14 protein-coding genes and 1 other RNA gene are annotated in these 13,442 nt (G+C 65.8%); 10 read left to right on the top strand and 5 right to left on the bottom strand.

Going from position 1 to position 13,442, the window contains the following annotated elements:
* Window positions 1-57: 57 nt before the first annotated feature.
* Window positions 58-1,464, top strand: a complete 1,407-nt coding sequence (locus WN72_RS37170) for an MATE family efflux transporter (RefSeq protein WP_092212701.1) — start codon at window positions 58-60, stop codon at window positions 1,462-1,464.
* Between the two features lie 80 nt (window positions 1,465-1,544).
* On the opposite strand, the gene WN72_RS37165 is transcribed toward WN72_RS37170, so the two are convergent.
* On the bottom strand, window positions 1,545-2,288 hold the full coding sequence (locus WN72_RS37165; RefSeq protein WP_092212699.1) for a sulfite exporter TauE/SafE family protein: 744 nt from the start codon (window positions 2,286-2,288) through the stop codon (window positions 1,545-1,547).
* Between the two features lie 228 nt (window positions 2,289-2,516).
* Here WN72_RS37165 and WN72_RS37160 point away from each other — a divergent pair, with 228 nt between their 5' ends.
* Window positions 2,517-2,780 (top strand): hypothetical protein, encoded by a 264-nt coding sequence (locus WN72_RS37160; protein ID WP_167380614.1) that lies wholly within the window; start codon window positions 2,517-2,519, stop codon window positions 2,778-2,780.
* Between the two features lie 4 nt (window positions 2,781-2,784).
* Here WN72_RS37160 and WN72_RS37155 read toward each other — a convergent pair whose 3' ends face one another.
* Complete coding sequence (locus WN72_RS37155) at window positions 2,785-4,155, bottom strand: aminotransferase-like domain-containing protein (protein WP_167380613.1); 1,371 nt, start codon at window positions 4,153-4,155, stop codon at window positions 2,785-2,787.
* 79 nt (window positions 4,156-4,234) lie between these two features.
* On the opposite strand from WN72_RS37155, the gene WN72_RS37150 reads away from it, so the two are divergent.
* Window positions 4,235-4,666: a DUF983 domain-containing protein gene (locus tag WN72_RS37150; RefSeq protein WP_027560643.1), complete on the top strand. Its 432-nt coding sequence runs from the start codon at window positions 4,235-4,237 to the stop codon at window positions 4,664-4,666.
* Between the two features lie 73 nt (window positions 4,667-4,739).
* The gene (locus tag WN72_RS37145) at window positions 4,740-5,453 is read left to right on the top strand and encodes an alpha/beta fold hydrolase (protein WP_167380612.1); all 714 of its coding nucleotides are present in this window, start codon (window positions 4,740-4,742) and stop codon (window positions 5,451-5,453) included.
* A 185-nt stretch (window positions 5,454-5,638) separates the two neighbouring features.
* Here the strand turns inward: WN72_RS37145 and rnpB are convergent.
* Window positions 5,639-6,069: RNase P RNA component class A (gene rnpB, locus WN72_RS37140), an RNA gene on the bottom strand.
* Between the two features lie 148 nt (window positions 6,070-6,217).
* On the opposite strand from rnpB, the gene WN72_RS37135 reads away from it, so the two are divergent.
* Window positions 6,218-6,571: a YciI family protein gene (locus tag WN72_RS37135; protein ID WP_092212689.1), complete on the top strand. Its 354-nt coding sequence runs from the start codon at window positions 6,218-6,220 to the stop codon at window positions 6,569-6,571.
* Window positions 6,568-7,803 (top strand): RNA polymerase sigma factor, encoded by a 1,236-nt coding sequence (locus WN72_RS37130; RefSeq protein ID WP_092212687.1) that lies wholly within the window; start codon window positions 6,568-6,570, stop codon window positions 7,801-7,803. Before WN72_RS37135 ends, WN72_RS37130 begins: the two co-directional genes overlap by 4 nt.
* Here WN72_RS37130 and WN72_RS37125 read toward each other — a convergent pair.
* The gene (locus WN72_RS37125) at window positions 7,800-8,735 is read right to left on the bottom strand and encodes a D-cysteine desulfhydrase family protein (RefSeq protein WP_244553664.1); all 936 of its coding nucleotides are present in this window, start codon (window positions 8,733-8,735) and stop codon (window positions 7,800-7,802) included. The genes WN72_RS37130 and WN72_RS37125 overlap by 4 nt on opposite strands.
* Here WN72_RS37125 and WN72_RS47250 point away from each other — a divergent pair.
* Entirely contained in the window at window positions 8,622-9,032 is a 411-nt protein-coding gene (locus WN72_RS47250) for a hypothetical protein (RefSeq protein ID WP_244553666.1), read from the top strand. The two genes, WN72_RS37125 and WN72_RS47250, sit on opposite strands and share 114 nt — an antisense overlap.
* Here the strand turns inward: WN72_RS47250 and WN72_RS37120 are convergent.
* The gene (locus tag WN72_RS37120; protein WP_181411701.1) at window positions 8,954-9,814 is read right to left on the bottom strand and encodes an N-acetylmuramoyl-L-alanine amidase; all 861 of its coding nucleotides are present in this window, start codon (window positions 9,812-9,814) and stop codon (window positions 8,954-8,956) included. The genes WN72_RS47250 and WN72_RS37120 overlap by 79 nt on opposite strands.
* Window positions 9,815-10,262: 448 nt before the next feature.
* Between WN72_RS37120 and rsmH the strand changes: the two genes are divergently transcribed.
* From rsmH to WN72_RS37105, 3 genes are read left to right on the top strand one after another with little or no spacing between them, the layout of a single operon-like run.
* The gene (gene rsmH, locus WN72_RS37115; protein WP_027560637.1) at window positions 10,263-11,252 is read left to right on the top strand and encodes a 16S rRNA (cytosine(1402)-N(4))-methyltransferase RsmH; all 990 of its coding nucleotides are present in this window, start codon (window positions 10,263-10,265) and stop codon (window positions 11,250-11,252) included.
* Between the two features lie 3 nt (window positions 11,253-11,255).
* Window positions 11,256-11,648 (top strand): cell division protein FtsL, encoded by a 393-nt coding sequence (gene ftsL / locus WN72_RS37110; RefSeq protein WP_027560636.1) that lies wholly within the window; start codon window positions 11,256-11,258, stop codon window positions 11,646-11,648.
* Window positions 11,645-13,396 carry a peptidoglycan D,D-transpeptidase FtsI family protein gene (locus WN72_RS37105; protein WP_027560635.1) on the top strand — a complete coding sequence of 584 codons (1,752 nt, stop codon included), beginning with the start codon at window positions 11,645-11,647 and terminating at the stop codon, window positions 13,394-13,396. Before ftsL ends, WN72_RS37105 begins: the two co-directional genes overlap by 4 nt.
* Window positions 13,397-13,442: the final 46 nt, after the last annotated feature.

Raw genomic sequence — 13,442 nt, 5'->3', positions numbered from 1 at the left:
GCAATGGCGCGTGGCTGACTGACGATCGCCAGCCACGCCGCCAGAGGATGGAATGACATGAAAGACCTGACGCACGGCTCCATCGTGAGACATATCCTGGCCATGGCCCCGCCGATCATGCTCGGCATGGTCACGATCATGATCTGCCAGCTGGTCGATCTGTACTTCGTCTCTGGTCTCGGCGAAGCGGCGGTGGCGGGCGTCGCCGCGGCCGGCAATGCCGGCTTTCTCGTCAACGCGCTGTTGCAGGTGCTCGGCGTCGGCACGGTGGCGCTGGTCGCGCATGCCGTGGGACGCAAGGATCGGCACGATGCCAATCTGATCTTCAACCAGGCGATCGCGATGTCGTTGCTGTTCGGCCTATTGACCCTGGTCATGGGCGCGGCGCTGTCGCGCCTCTACATGCGTTCGGTCGCCGCGGACCAGGCCACGATCGAAGCGGGGACCACATACCTGTTGTGGTTCATGCCGGCGCTCGCGCTGGAATTCGCCATGCAGGTGCTGGCCTCCGCGATGCGCGCCACCGGCATCGTGCGCCCCGCGATGCTGGTGCGGGCCGTCGCGGTCGCGATCAACATCGCACTGGCGCCGGTTCTGATCTCGGGCTGGGGCACCGGCCACGCGCTCGGCGTCGCCGGCGCCGGGCTGGCGAGTTCGATCGCGGTCGCCATCGGCGTCCTGATGCTGCTGGTCCATTTCCGCAAGGTCGAGCGCTATGTCGTCTTCGATCCGGCGCAGTGGCGGCCGCAGCTTCGGCACTGGAAGCGGATCCTCAATGTCGGCCTGCCGGCCGGCGGCGAGTTCGTGATGGTCTTCATCATCATGGGCGTGGGTTATTATGTGCTCAGCATTTTCGGCCCGGCGGCGCAGGCAGGATTTGGCATCGGGACGCGTGTCCTCGGCCTGATCCAGATGCCGGCGCTCGCCGTCGCCCTCGCCGCAGGGCCGATCGCCGGCCAGAATTTCGGTGCCGGCAATGGTGCGCGGGTGCGTGAGACCTTCGTCAAGGCTGCGCTGGTCGCGACTGCCGTGACGATCGTTTTCCTGATACTCGCGCAGGCCGCGCCGGGTCTGTTGCTGACCGGTTTCTCGAACGACCCGGAGACGATGGCGGTTGCCTCGCTGTTTGTGCGCATCATCTCGCTCAACATGGTGGCGCAGGCGCTGATCTTCACCTGCTCCAGCATGTTTCAGGGGCTGGGCAACACCAAGCCGGTGTTGTGGACCTCGGCAATACGGGTCCTCACCTATTCGCTGCCGTCGATCTGGCTCTCGACATGGCCGGGCTTCCGGATGGAGCACGTCTGGTATTTGTCGATCGTGACGACCACGCTGCAGGCGGCCTTGAACGTATGGCTGCTGCGCCGCGAGTTTACGAAGCGCCTTGCCCTGCCGCTGAAGGAGGCGGCGTCCGGGCAGGCGGAGGCTCGACCGGTCGCGCCTCCCGTGCGTGAGCCCGCTTAGCGGCGACTTGTGACCTGCCCACGGCTCCAGCTCACTTGCGGCGCCGTGGGGATGGCGCTCGCCGCGAACAAGGCCGCAAGCTAAATTGCGCCAATGCTGTTCCAGACGAGCGTCAGGCCCGACAGGAACAACAGGCCGAGCACGACGTCGCCAAAGTGCTTGTCGTTCAGCGCGTGATAGACGCGGGCGCCGGCCCATGCGCCGATCAGCGTGCCCGGAAAGGCGACGGCTGCGAGCCAGACCACCTTGAATGCAACGAGACCCGAGGCGGTCTGCAACACCAGCGCGGCTGCGAGCACGGTGAAATTGAAGAGCTGGAAGATGCCGCGCCGCTCATGCTTGTTCCAGCCGCGGATATTGGCCCACAGGATCGGCAGCGGCCCGGACAGTCCGGCGAGGCCGCCCAAAATGCCGCCGGCAAATCCGATCGCGCCGTCGGCGATGCGGCCGCCGAATTTGACGGCGAGCGGTCTCTTGTTCAGGTAGAGCGCCGATGAAAAGATCAGGATCAGCACGCCGACGCTCAGCTTAAACACTTTGGGATCGGCGGAAGCGACCATCATGGTGCCGAGCGGCACGCCGATCAATCCTCCGATCAGGAATGGCCAGACCAGCGACAGGTCAAAACTCTTCCACATCGACGGCAGCGTCGAGGTCTGCGCGATCACCGAGCAGATCAGCACCAGGGGCACCGCGAGCGAGGGCGGCAGCACGTAGAGCCAGATGCCGAGCGCCATCAGCGCCGTGCCGAATCCGGCCAGCCCCGAGACGAAGCCTCCGGCCAGCGCGCCGAACAGCAGCAGCACGTAGGTGAGCGTTTCCAACGGATTGTCCTTGTTGCAATGGGCGATGCCGGATTGTTGATCGCCACTGCCCGCATAGCACAGCCGCAGCCGGGGCGGTCAATTTCAAAACCGCACGCAAGCGTGATCGCCGGTGGCGGGCGCTCGCGGAAGCCGGGCCTACATGGTGGTCGTACTTCAATTGGGGGCCTCCCGACGCAAAGTGCGCTTCGATCGGCCTGTTCCCCGTTTAGATGATGGAGCATGATCATGACCTGCACGAAGGTGGCCATCTCGGCCGCGCTGCTGTCGGCGATGGCCTTGATGCCGACCTTGGCGCAGGCACAGTTTTCGGAGCCCGCGGCCTATCAGGCCGCACATCCCGACCGCGATGTGCTCAATGGCGGCCAGCTCACGCCCGCAGCACGTGCGGCACTTGGCCAGCAGGGAATGCCGAGCAATGCCTATGCGGCCTATCCGTCGGCCGTTGCGCCGGTGGTGCACCCGCGCCATCGCCGTCACCATCAGCAATGAACGCCTAGACGATCTGCCTGGTGTCGGCGGGCTTGTGCAGCGCGCCGACCAGGATGCGCAACGCCTCCGTCAATTCCGCCCTGTTGCGCGCCGCGCCCAGCGAGACGCGCGCGGCATGCGGCGGCATACCGTCCACGGTGAAGGCATCGCCGGCGACCACCGCAAGTCCGTTGCGCAACAGATGCGCCGCGATGTCGGGGCGGCCGTCCGGGAGCCGCAGCCACAGATGATGGGCGGCGGGCTTGGCCAGGAATTGGAAACCTTTCAGCGCCCGCTGCGCCAGTTGCTGGCGTCCGACGGCTTCGTTGCGGATCGCGGTGATGATCCGGTCGGCAATGCCGGTCTCGATCCAGTGCGTCACCAGCGCGACCATCAGCGGCGCCGGCATCTGCACGGTCGCCTGCAAGGAGCTGCGCATCTGAAGCTGCGCGTCGTTATCGGGCGTCACGAGATAAGCGACGCGCAGCGCCGGCGCGATGCATTTTGACAGCGTCGTTGCGAGATACGTCCGCTCGGGAATGAGGTTTGCGATCGGCGATGCCGAGCGGTCGAGCAGGCCGTAGGCATCATCCTCGATCAGAATCGTATCGGCATCGCGGATGATCTTGGCGATGGCGTCACGGCGCTCGGGGGCAAGCGTCGCGGTGGTCGGATTGTGCAGTGTCGGGATGAGATAGACGGCCCTCGGGCTGTGCGTGCGGCAAGCCTTTGCCAGCGCATCGGGCAGGAGGCCGCCGTCATCCATGGCGACACTGACGAGCTTGACGCCGAGCCGCGCCGCGGCCGCCTTGATGCCGGGGAAGGTGAGGGCCTCGGTGAGCACGACATCGCCGGGCCGCGCCAGATGAGCCAGCAGGTTGAACAGGATGGTCTGCGCGCCGGGAAAGATCACCAGCCTGTCGGCATGGGCGTGCGGCACGCGTGCGCGCATCCAGCGTGCAGCGACCTCGCGCTCATGCGCGCTGCCGCTGGGCGGCTGGTAGTTCAGGAACGCGGTCAGGCCCGATTGCGCGCGGAGAGCTTCCATTCCCGCAATGATGCGCTCGTCGAGCTGTGCCTCCAGCGGATGCGGCGGCACGTTCATCGAGAGGTCGATCGCGACGGGATGCGGCAGGTCGACCGCGCGGCGCGCGCTGGTCTCCGACACGAACGAGCCTTGTCCGACGCGCGCTTCCATGATGCCGCGGCGCCGCGCCTCGGTATAGGCGCGCGTCACCGTGGTGAGATCGATGCCGAGCGCTTTGGCCAGCGCGCGCTGAGTCGGCAGCTGCTGGCCGCGCACCAGCCGGCCGGCGGCGATGTCGGCTTCCATGGCCTCGACGATGCGCTGGTAGCGCGGCCCGCTCAGCTCGGAGATTGTAGGAGTCCAATCCATGCAATTTAGGCCCATATCCTTTGAATGTATGGATGCAAGATAGTATTGTATGGATCAGCAAAACGGAAGAGGTTTCGTCATGACGACCGGTTCAGTTTCTCTGGCAAAGGCGATGTGGCGCGGTTTTCGCGGCAAGTGCCCGAACTGCGGCGAAGGACATATGTTCGGGCGCTTCCTGAAGGTCGCCGATAGCTGCGATCATTGCGGCGAGGAGCTGTTCCACCAGCGCGCCGACGATTTCCCCGCCTATCTCGTGATGGTCGTGGTCGGCCATCTCGTGGTGCCGGCGATCCTTGCGATCGAGACCGCCTATGCGCCGCCGGTCTGGCTGCAACTGGCGGTGTGGCTGCCCGTGACGCTGTTCGCCTCGCTCGCGCTCTTGCAGCCGACCAAGGGCGCCATCGTCGGCCTGCAATGGCAGCTCGGGATGCACGGCTTCGAGGCGGCCAAGCTGCGGCGCGAAGCCACCGAGTTCGCTCCGGTACTTGTGAAGGACCGGCGCGCCGCCTGAAGCGGTCGTGAATTTTACTTGGTGCGACCCACCACTACACTCCATCGTACCGACACTAACGATGGAAATGCAGATGGCCGGACGCTCGAAGATTTTTCTGCTCTGTCATGGCGCATGGTCCGGCGGATGGTCCTGGAAGAAGATGCATCCGCTGATGGCACAGGCCGGTCACCGCCTGGTGGCGCCGACCTATACCGGGCTCGGCGAGCGCGAACATCTCGCCAGTCCCGCAGTCGATCTCGAGACGCATATCCAGGACATTCTGAACGTCATCAAGTTCGAGGACTTTCGCGATGTCGTGCTGCTGGGGCACAGCTATGGCGGCATGGTCGCAACCGGTGTCGCCGATCGTGCGCGCGGATATGTATCGCAGCTGATCTATCTCGACGCCTTCGTACCGCGCGACGGCCAGTCGCTGTTCGACCTGCACGACGCCGGCCGCGAGCCGATGCGCAAGGCGGCGGCCGCAGGTGATGGCTACCGTGTCCCGCCAAACCCGCCGCCGGCGGATACGCCGCAAGCCGATCTCCGCTGGCTCGATGACCGCCGCGTCGACATGTCGATCAAATGCTTCGAGACGAAGCTGAAGTTGGAGCGTGGCGAGCCGTCGATGCCGCGCAGCTACATCTACTGCAAACGCATCCCGCCGGGCGATGTGTTCGGGCAATTCGCGAAACGCGCGAAGAGCGAGGATGGCTGGCGCTATTTCGAGCTCGACGCCAGCCACGCGCCGAATGTCACGGCGCCGGAGGCACTGATGGGTGTCTTGAACGAGATCGTGGCCTGACTCGCAGCCGTCATTCCGGGGCGTGCGCAGCACGAACCCGGAATCCATTCCTCCGCATTCTCTGCCGCGCGATGGATTCCGGGCTCTCGCTTCGCGAGCCCCGGAATGACACCGTTTGAACGGCTGCGTGCACTACCCAAAATGGTGAGGGGTCCGATGCGTCAGCATCGAACCCCTCGTTGCAAGATATCAGCCGGCCTGTAAGCCGGGTTCTGTAGGGCACCGTCCGCTTGCGCGAACGATACGTGACGGCCATTCCTCTGGGACCATGTTTGCACATGGCCTCGAGCAACCTACCCGGACGGCGGGCCTGACATCGCCCCGCGGCGTTATCGCTTGCGCGAACAGCCCGCTACGCCGTCCCTATTCGGTTTTGCTCCCGGTGGGGTTTGCCATGCCGGCTCCGTTGCCGGACCCGCGGTGCGCTCTTACCGCACCTTTTCACCCTTACCTCGCCGAAGCCCCGAAGGGGCGAAGGCGGGCGGTTCGTTCTCTGTGGCACTTTCCCTGGGGTTGCCCCCGCCGGACGTTATCCGGCACCGCATGTCAAGGGAGCCCGGACTTTCCTCCCCGGCGGCCTTTCGGCACCTGCCGGAGCGGCCGTCCGGCCGACTGACTGGTAACGCATGGGGCATTTGTGACGGTTCCGTCAAGCCGATATCGCCGCGCGCGCCGTGGCCAAATAATTTATCCTGAAGATGTCGTTTGGCGCCGGCCCCGTTCGACTGGATGTCGGTGATCCCCACGACAACAGGAGTTAAGCAATGCAATATCTGCTGCTGATCTACCGGAGCGAAGCGGAACTGAGCAAGATGAGCCCCGAGGCCCGCCAGAAGATCTCGGCGGAGTACGGCACCTACACGCAGTCCATCGTCCAGAGCGGCCATTTCAAGGCCGGCGACGGCCTTCAGCCGACGACCACGGCGACGACCGTGCGCGTGCGCGAGGGCAAGACTCTCACGACCGACGGCCCGTTTGCGGAAACGCGCGAGCAGCTCGGCGGCTATTATCTGGTCGAAGCCAAGGATCTCGACGCCGCGATCACGCTTGCCGCGGGCATTCCCAACGCGCGGGACGGGTCGATCGAGATCAGGCCGGTCATGATCTACAACAAGTGATCTCCTCTCGCGACATCGAGACGATCTTTCGCGACGAGGCGGGGCGGGCGCTGGCCACGCTGATCCGCCTCGTCGGCGATTTCGATCTCGCCGAGGACGCGCTCCAGGACGCCTTTGCGGTGGCGCTGGAGCGCTGGAGCGCGTGCGAGGTTCCAGACAATCCACGCGCCTGGCTGGTGAACGTCGCGCGCAACAAGGCGATCGACCGTGTCCGCCGCCGGGCCGTCTTCCGCGGCAAGCAGCAGGCGCTGGTGCACGAGCTCGAGCTGAACGCGCAAGGCGACGACGAGCCGCCGGCGATGCTCGACGACGACATGCTGCGGCTGATCTTCACCTGCTGCCATCCCGCGTTCGCGCCCGAGGTCCAGGTCGCGCTGACGCTGCGCACCGTCTGCGGGCTCTCGACCGCGCAGGTCGCGCGCGCCTTCCTCGTCAGCGAGGAGGCGATGGCGCAGCGCCTCGTCCGCGCCAAGCAGAAGATCAGGCTCGCTGGCATTCCCTATGAGGTGCCCGAACGCGACACCCTGGTGCCGCGGCTCGATGGCGTGCTCACCGTGATCTATCTGGTCTTCACCGAAGGCTATGTCGCGACCTCGGGCGCGGATCTGATGCGGCCCGATCTCGTGGTCGAAGCCATCCGGCTCGGCCGCCTGCTCGACCGGCTGATGCCGGAGCGCGCCGGCGTCAAGGGCCTGCTCGCCTTGATGCTGCTGCACGATGCGCGCCGCGCCGGGCGCGAGACGGCGGCCGGCGACATCGTGCTACTCGAGGAGCAGGATCGTTCGCTGTGGGACCGCGCGCAGATCGAGGAGGGCCTGCGCCTGGTCGATGACGCGTTGCGCCTGCCCGGCCGCCCGCAGGCCTATGCGGTGCAGGCAGCGATCGCCGCGCTGCATGCGCGCGCACCGAGTTTTGAGGAGACCGACTGGCCGCAGATCGCCGGGCTCTACGAGGTGCTGCTGCGCATAAGCCCGTCGCCGGTGATCGAGCTCAACCATGCCGCGGCGGTGTCGATGGTCGACGGCCCGGCACGCGCGCTCGATCTCGTCGACGCGATCACCGCGCGCGGCGGGCTCAACGGCTATGAGCTGCTGCCCGCGGTGCGCGCGGATCTGCTGCGTCGGCTGGAGCGGAAGGACGAGGCGCGCGAGGCCTATCGTGCCGCGACGGAGGCGACGCAGCTCGAGCCGCTGCGGCGGCTCTATGCGCGAAGGGTCAGCGAGATGGATTAGATGCCAAGCGCGCTTTGGTAGGCGAACAGGGCGGGCGCGCCGCCGGTGTGAAGGAAAATGACATCCTCGTCGTTGCGCCAACGCCCTTGGCGGATCATCGCGATCAGGCCCGCGAGCCCCTTGCCCGAATAGACGGGGTCAAGCACGAGCGCCTCGGATTGTCCTGCCAGCCGGATGGCTTCGATCGTGGCCTCGTGCGGCACGCCATAGGCTGGTCCGGCATGGCCGGCGACCACTTCGACCATGGCTTCGTCGAAGCCTGTACCGAGCAGATCCGCCGCCTGCCGCGCAAGAGCCACCACATCGGAGCGGACCCGGGCGGGCTCGGCATCGATATCGATCCCGACTATTCGCGTGTCGGGCATGGCCGCGGCCGCGCCGACGACGAGACCTGCCTGCGTACCGGCGCTTCCTGTGCAATGCACGATCGCGGCCGGCTTGATGCCCGATAGCGCCGCCTGCTGCTCGATTTCGCAGATCGTCGTGGCGTAAGCGACCGCACCCAGTGGATTCGAAACGCCGTAAGGCACGAAATACGGTCTGCGTCCCTGTGCCCGGAGATCGTCGACAAGCGCGCGGATGGCGGCATTGCGATCGCCGGTCCACGGCACGTCGTGCAACTGCGCGCCGAACAGCCGATTGAGAAAGGCGTTGCCCGAGGTCTCGTATTCCGGCGTCGGCGGCGCGAGCCGGCCGTGATAAACGGCGAGATGACAGGGGAGGCCAAGCTTGGCGGCAACTGCTGCAACCTGCCGCTGGCTGTTCGATTGCACGACGCCACCCGAGACGATCGTATCGGCGCCGTTTGAAACCGCGTCGTGCAGGACGTAGTCGAGCTTGCGCAATTTGTTGCCGCCGAATCCGAGCCCGGTCGCATCGTCGCGTTTGACCCACAGTCGCGGCCCGCCGAGATGGGCCGTCAGCCGCTTCATCGGCTCGAGCGGCGTCGGAAGATCGGCCAGGCCCAGGCGCGGAAAAGCGGCGAGGCGGTCAATCAGCAGCTTGCGATCAATCTGCATCGTGTCATTGGTCCCGCTCGGAGCCGATCGTCGGACAATAGCCCGGCGGTAGGAGTTGCAGCGACGATCGCGCGATCACTTTCAAGCGAACTGCGGGGGAGGAATTCCTGTCGCGACACAGCGCAACAGCGCTACTTCGAAGCCAGCGTCGTCGCTCCGTCCGCCGGCAAGCTCGCCAGCAGCGCCTGCAATGTCGACAGCGTCGAATGATCGGCGACGCCATCGAGCCGTGCCGGGCGGAAATGGCGCTGGAACGCCGTGATCACTTCCATCGTCGCGGCGTCGTATTTGCCGGTGAGAGGAACGCCGTAGCCGTACTTCGCGAGGGCCTGCTGCATGCTCAGCACCGCGTCGCTGATGGTGCCGAGCATCAGGCTCTCGCCGCGCACGACCGGAGCGGGCGTCACCCAGTGACCGACGCCGGAATTGGCCAGCGAATGCCACGGAAATTTCTCGCCGGGATCCTTCTTGCGGGCGGGCGCGACGTCGGAATGGCCGAGCACGCGATGCGACGGCACTTTTCGCCGCAGCATGATGCCGCGGCACAGCGCGATCACGGCCGCGATCTGGCGCAGCGGAAATTCCGGATAGCCCCAGTCATGACCACGATTGACGATCTCGATGCCGATCGAGCAGGAATTGACGTCGTCCTCGCCGGCCCATGACGAGACGCCGGCGTGCCAAGCGCGCTTCGTCTCGGGCACGCATTGCACGATGCGGCCGTCCTCCAGTACCACGTAATGCGCCGATACCTCGGTGCCCGCCGTGCACAGCCGCGCCAGCGCGCCCTCGACATCGGGCATGCCGGTGTAGTGCAGCAGGATCATGTCCGGCTGCCGGGTCTTGTTGCGCTCGCCGTAGTTCGGCGAGGGAATGATGTCGGAGACGATCGAGGAATCCGGCTCGAACGTCCGCATGTTCGCCGCGGCCTTGGGAACCGGGAGAACGCGTTGACGCTTCGAATCAGACGGTGTTGACGAACCGGACGGCATGGGCAGCTCAGATCGAACGGAGAGTGGGCCAAGCCCTTCTCTTTACTATTCCTTTACCCTCGGCCGTGCGCAATCGCATGGCGCGGTTAACGGATGCATTTTGGCTGGGTGTGTGGATGCAGCATCACCGCCCAGTCGCCCTATCTTACGTCAGACACCTTTTCGACTTGTAACGGGTCGATCAACGCTTTCTTAACGCTGAGGGCCGTTACTGAGGGATGAAGAGCCGACCCGCGTCCGGAGGCGGCCAAAGCGTATTTTGGCTCGAAATCCCATGGCTGCCCGACAAATTCCACTGGGAACTCTGGGTTTGCAGCCCGGGACGACGCGGCTCGGTAACCATGTTGGACTGGGGCTTTGTCGTGGAACCGCCGCGAGCCGGAATTATTCGAGGCGTGATGGGCTGGTTCGCCCCCGATCTGGCATGGTTGTTCGGCAGGCGTTGCGCATGAGCACCGCTCCTCACATTCCCGTGCTCGGCCGCGAGGCGATCGATCATCTCGCGCCCCGCGCAGGCGGGATCTATGTCGATGCCACCTTCGGCGCCGGCGGCTACAGCCGCGCGATCCTCGACGTGCCGGGAACCCGCCTCATCGCGATCGATCGCGACCGCACCGCGATTGCGGGTGGGGCCGAGCTGGTCGAGCGCTTCGCTGGAAGGCTGACGCTGGTTGAAGATCGCTTCTCCAATCTCGCCGAGGTCTGCGCGGCACACGGCATTGAGGCCGTCGACGGCGTCGTGATGGATGTCGGCGTGTCGTCGATGCAGCTCGACCAGGCCGGCCGCGGCTTCTCGTTCCGCCTCGACGGACCGCTCGACATGCGGATGGGGCAGGCGGGCCCGACCGCGGCCGACGTCGTCGCGCGCGCCTCGGAAAGCGATCTCGCCGACATCATCTATCTGTTCGGCGAGGAGCGGCATTCGCGCCGCGTCGCCCGCGCCATCGTCGCTGACAGGCAGGAGACGCCGTTCACGACCACGCGCGCGCTCGCCGATCTCGTCGGCAGGGTGGTGCGCTCAAAACCCGGCGACATTCATCCGGCGACGCGGACGTTCCAGGCGCTGCGCATCTTCGTCAACGAGGAGCTCGAGGAGCTCCAGACCGCGCTCGCCGCGGCTGAGCACGTTCTCAAGCCCGGCGGCCGACTCGTGGTGGTCTCGTTCCATTCGCTCGAAGACCGCATCGTCAAGAATTTCCTCGCCGAACGTTCGAAGACCGGCGGCGGCTCGCGGCATCTGCCGGAGGTGGCGCAAACCGCGCCGAGCTTCCAGCTGCTGACGCGGCGTCCCGTGGTCGCCGGCGAGGAAGAAGTCGCGAATAATCCGCGCGCGCGTTCGGCAAAGCTGCGCGCCGCCGAGCGCACTTCGGCGCCGGCACATCACGATAGCGAGCCGTCGTCCTGGCCAAAGCTCTCCGACGTGATGAGGGGCGGCTAGCGCATGCGCATCATCCACCTCCTCGTCATCGGCGCGCTGATCTTCGCGGCGGCCTATGTCTACCGGATCAAGATGGACTCCACGGCGCGCACCGAGAGGGTGCTGCGGCTGCATGCTGAGATCCGCGAGCAGCGCGACGCGATCGCAGCGCTCCGCTCCGAATGGGCCAAGCTCGATGCGCCCTTGCGCCTGCAGGGCCTCGCCGAGCGGCATCTGCCGCTCAAACCCGTCAACGGTACGCAATATGACTCCCTGAAGAACCTGCCGGAGCGTCCGCCGCGGATGTTCAGGCCGGGCGAGCCGGATCCGATCGGCGCCATGCTCAACACCATCGAAGCCGCGAGCGACCCCGATACCGTGACGGGCTCCGTGCCTCGCCGCGAGGACAAGCAATGAGCCCGGCGACGCCCGCAAAACCAATGCAAAAGACCGAGCCTTGGCGGCAGCGGTTGATCCGCAGCCTGCTCTACGGGCGCAATGTCGACCGTGCCGCGAAAGCGCGCGCGCGCGTCGGCCTTGCGATGCTCGCCTTTACCTCGGTCTATCTCCTGATCGGCGGCCGGCTCGTGATGTTCGCGATCGGCGCCGACGCCCACAGCGCGCGCCGGGCCGCCGCACAGGAGGTGGTCGCGACCGCACGCCCCGACATCGTCGACCGCAACGGCGCGATCCTCGCGACCGACGTCAAGGCCGCGAGCCTGTTCGGCGAGCCGCGCCGCATCATCGACAAGGACGAGGCGATCGAGCTTCTGACCGCCACCGTGCCCGACCTCGACGACGCCGAGGTGCGCGAGCGCCTGTCGGGACGAAAGGGCTTCGTCTGGCTCAAGCGCGAGGTCACGGCGAAGCAGCAGCAGGACATCCACAAGCTCGGCATTCCCGGCATCGGCTTCCTGCGCGAGAACAAGCGCGTCTATCCGACCGGCAACGAGGTCGCCCACCTCATTGGTCTCGTCAACATCGACAACCAGGGCATCGCCGGCATGGAGAAGTGGCTCGACAACCAGGGCCTCGCCGATCTCCACCGCGCCGGCTTTGCCACCGACCGGCTGCAAAAGCCGATCGAGCTCTCGATCGACCTGCGCGTCGAGCACGCGCTGCGCGACGAGCTGTTGAAGGCCAAGGAGAAGTACCACGCCAAGGCGGCGTCCGGCATCGTCTCCAACGTCAAGACCGGCGAGCTCGTGGCCATGGTCTCGCTGCCGGATTTCGATCCCAACAACCCGAAGGAAGCGCACGACCCCGACCGCATCAACCGCCTGACCACTGGCGTCTACGAGATGGGCTCGACCTTCAAGGCGTTCACGCTGGCGATGGCGCTCGATTCCGGAAAGATCAATCTGAACTCGTCGTGGGACGCGCGCGGCAATCTGCACTACGGCAAGTTCACCATCCACGACAGCCATCCGCTCGGCCGTTTCATCAACACCAAGGAAGTGTTCACCTACTCGTCCAACATCGGTGCGGCGCGGATCGCGCTCGGCCAGGGCGTCGAGGCGCACAGGGCGTTCCTCGCCAAGATGGGGCAGTTGACGCGGCTGCGCACCGAGCTGCCGGAGAGCGCGGCGCCGCTAGTGCCGCGGCGCTGGGGTGAACTGAACACGGTGACGATCGCGTTCGGCCAGGGCATCTCGGTGGCGCCGCTGCAGGCGGTGATGGGCATCAATGCGCTGGTGAACGGCGGCTACCTCATTCCACCGACCTTCATGAAGCGCACCGAAGAGGAAGCGGCGGCGATGGCCAAGCGCGTCATCAAGCCGGAGACCAGCGACAAGATGCGGTTCCTGATGCGGCTCAATGCCGAAATCGGCACCGCCAAGACCGCCGACGTCAAGGGCTACTATGTCGGCGGCAAGACCGGCACGTCCGAAAAGGTCATCAACGGCCGCTATGCCAAGAAGCGGGTGCTGAACTCCTTCACCGCGATCATGCCCTGCGACGATCCGAAATATCAGATCCTGATCATGCTGGACGAGCCGCAGGCGATCCCTGAAACGAAGGGTTTCATCACCTCGGGCTGGAACGCGGTGCCGACCGGCGGCAAGGTGATCGAGCGGATCGCCCCGCTTCTGGGCGTCGAGCCGCGGTTCGACCTGCCGCCGTCCGACCGCCTTATTCTTGCAGCATCCAGGACAACCCAGTAATCAACTGGGGTGGCCATCGCCGGTGCTGATTCGGCTTTTCCTGACG

Origin of the sequence: Bradyrhizobium arachidis (assembly GCF_015291705.1) — a bacterium.
Classification (GTDB): Bacteria; Pseudomonadota; Alphaproteobacteria; order Rhizobiales; family Xanthobacteraceae; genus Bradyrhizobium; species Bradyrhizobium arachidis.
The sequence above is the reverse complement of the archived record's forward strand: the minus strand, read 5'-3'. Positions and strand labels throughout refer to the sequence as shown.

What these genes read in the sequence shown, in the direction of transcription:
- WN72_RS37170 (WP_092212701.1), top strand. Translation starts at nt 58, where the DNA reads ATGAAAGACCTGACGCACGGCTCCATCGTGAGACATATCCTGGCCATG.
- WN72_RS37160 (WP_167380614.1), top strand. Translation starts at nt 2,517, where the DNA reads ATGACCTGCACGAAGGTGGCCATCTCGGCCGCGCTGCTGTCGGCGATG.
- WN72_RS37155 (WP_167380613.1), bottom strand. Translation starts at nt 4,155, where the DNA reads ATGGATTGGACTCCTACAATCTCCGAGCTGAGCGGGCCGCGCTACCAG.
- WN72_RS37150 (WP_027560643.1), top strand. Translation starts at nt 4,235, where the DNA reads ATGACGACCGGTTCAGTTTCTCTGGCAAAGGCGATGTGGCGCGGTTTT.
- WN72_RS37145 (WP_167380612.1), top strand. Translation starts at nt 4,740, where the DNA reads ATGGCCGGACGCTCGAAGATTTTTCTGCTCTGTCATGGCGCATGGTCC.
- WN72_RS37135 (WP_092212689.1), top strand. Translation starts at nt 6,218, where the DNA reads ATGCAATATCTGCTGCTGATCTACCGGAGCGAAGCGGAACTGAGCAAG.
- WN72_RS37125 (WP_244553664.1), bottom strand. Translation starts at nt 8,735, where the DNA reads ATGAAGCGGCTGACGGCCCATCTCGGCGGGCCGCGACTGTGGGTCAAA.
- WN72_RS37120 (WP_181411701.1), bottom strand. Translation starts at nt 9,814, where the DNA reads ATGCCGTCCGGTTCGTCAACACCGTCTGATTCGAAGCGTCAACGCGTT.
- rsmH (WP_027560637.1), top strand. Translation starts at nt 10,263, where the DNA reads ATGAGCACCGCTCCTCACATTCCCGTGCTCGGCCGCGAGGCGATCGAT.
- ftsL (WP_027560636.1), top strand. Translation starts at nt 11,256, where the DNA reads ATGCGCATCATCCACCTCCTCGTCATCGGCGCGCTGATCTTCGCGGCG.
- WN72_RS37105 (WP_027560635.1), top strand. Translation starts at nt 11,645, where the DNA reads ATGAGCCCGGCGACGCCCGCAAAACCAATGCAAAAGACCGAGCCTTGG.